We start from the raw sequence: 1,378 nt of genomic DNA, 5'->3' as shown, positions 1-1,378 counted from the left end.
CCGTCAGCCCGCTGACCACAAGCAACTAAGAAGGAGTTGATTATGGCTGAGGCACATACTAAGCCAGGGAGTCACACGCCCACAACCCGCAGCTATACCGTGGGTTACGTGAGCGACGCGAAGTACCGGCCGGTTCCGGCGGTTATTCTGAAGGGGCACTGGCTGGCAGAGGCGGGACTGGCGACGGGAACGCCGCTGGAAGTGAAGGTACTGGAGGGCTGTCTGATCGTGACGATCAGGGCGCCGGAGCCTGAGCCGCCCGCTGAACCGGAGGTGGTTGCCCAGCTGCGCAGCGCCTGTAAAAAGCTCTCAGCCCGCAGGCAGCGACAGATTGCAGAGTTTATCACCGCACTCAGCACGCCGCAGAAGCGGCCACCGCGTAACGGTGAGGTGGCGTGGCGGGCGTTGTGAGGTGACTGACTGATATAGTAAACCCCAGCTTTTTCAGAGCTGGGGCTTTGGGTTATTTGATTTGATCTAATATTTTCTGAACAACAGGTATTACCGACAGTTTTAATTGATGATCCTCAACTGTATAAGTCAATAACTCAATTTCATTTTCTGCATCAGCTAGACTGGCCCTTAGCCATTTCTCATCAATGGCAACTATCTTAATTTCTGCATCATAAAATTTCTGTTGGATTTCCTGCACTGTAATCTTTCCATCAAAAAATTCATTACAGGCAACAATTAATTCATTTATGACTTCTGGATAAATCCACTTACTCATTGTCCACTTCTCCGTAAAACCGTCACTATCACATTCCCATTATTTTCAGTGACAACACCAACATCCCCGCTCCAGTAAGTAGTACGACTTACCCCGTTGACTACGTTATTTTGAGGTGAGCCATTCTTGATCGTATGTTCAATGACATTAGGTGTTATATTTCTGCCCGGTCCTGAAGTTCCGGCTGGAGAACCCAGTCCTGATGGCTGCATTCTGTCTACTGCATGTTGCGAATAAAGGCGATCGCCAATTTGTGCATATTGGCGTCCATTGATTGTTTTCTTTGGATAATTCTGCCAAGAGTCCCATGACTGCTTTTGTGTTTTGTCAGGTATACTTTCTGGCTGCGCTTGCGTATTTTTCTTCCGCGCGTTCTCCTCATCCTCTGGTCCCCATCCACCCGGTGTACCTGAACCAGCACCGCCAATCTCCGCCTTTTCTTTGTCCGTCATGCTCCCTGCAACATTGGGCTTCGATTCCTGCCCCGGCTCATCAGAAGAGCTGGCCCGCCCGAATGAACATTGATCCTACCCACGTAATGTGGACACGCCCTAAGCGAGGATTTGGTTTTCGAACTGTTCCGGGCTGATACCACCGCAGGCACTGTGGCGACGCCAGCGATTGTAATCACACTCGATATAATTGAAC

The 1,378-nt window shown here is 50.1% G+C and carries 4 protein-coding genes; 1 reads left to right on the top strand and 3 read right to left on the bottom strand.

From position 1 onward, the window contains the following. The first annotated feature begins 42 nt into the window (after window positions 1–42). A complete protein-coding gene (locus BTJ39_RS24205) occupies window positions 43–411 on the top strand; it encodes a SymE family type I addiction module toxin (RefSeq protein ID WP_078005198.1) in 369 nt (122 codons plus the stop codon). A gap of 52 nt (window positions 412–463) precedes the next feature. Here the strand turns inward: BTJ39_RS24205 and BTJ39_RS24200 are convergent, their stop codons facing one another. The 3 genes from BTJ39_RS24200 to BTJ39_RS24190 all read right to left on the bottom strand — a co-directional run. Then, window positions 464–730, bottom strand: coding sequence for a hypothetical protein (locus BTJ39_RS24200; protein ID WP_078005197.1), 267 nt, complete (start codon window positions 728–730; stop codon window positions 464–466). Further along, complete coding sequence (locus BTJ39_RS24195; protein WP_241825978.1) at window positions 727–1,182, bottom strand: hypothetical protein; 456 nt, start codon at window positions 1,180–1,182, stop codon at window positions 727–729. The genes BTJ39_RS24200 and BTJ39_RS24195 overlap by 4 nt, the downstream gene beginning before the upstream one ends. A 99-nt stretch (window positions 1,183–1,281) precedes the next feature. Next, window positions 1,282–1,378 (bottom strand): IS3 family transposase (locus tag BTJ39_RS24190; RefSeq protein ID WP_139356339.1); only part of this gene is annotated, 97 nt, incomplete at its 5' end.

The organism is Izhakiella australiensis (genome assembly GCF_002006995.1).
In the GTDB taxonomy this organism is placed as follows: Bacteria; Pseudomonadota; Gammaproteobacteria; order Enterobacterales; family Enterobacteriaceae; genus Izhakiella; species Izhakiella australiensis.
Note: the sequence above shows the minus strand (reverse complement) of the source record. Positions and strands in the feature narration are given on the sequence as shown.

Bases quoted from the DNA above. Each gene is read 5' to 3' on its own strand.
- BTJ39_RS24205 (WP_078005198.1), top strand. From the start codon at position 43: ATGGCTGAGGCACATACTAAGCCAGGGAGTCACACGCCCACAACCCGC.
- BTJ39_RS24195 (WP_241825978.1), bottom strand. From the start codon at position 1,182: ATGACGGACAAAGAAAAGGCGGAGATTGGCGGTGCTGGTTCAGGTACA.
- BTJ39_RS24200 (WP_078005197.1), bottom strand. From the start codon at position 730: ATGAGTAAGTGGATTTATCCAGAAGTCATAAATGAATTAATTGTTGCC.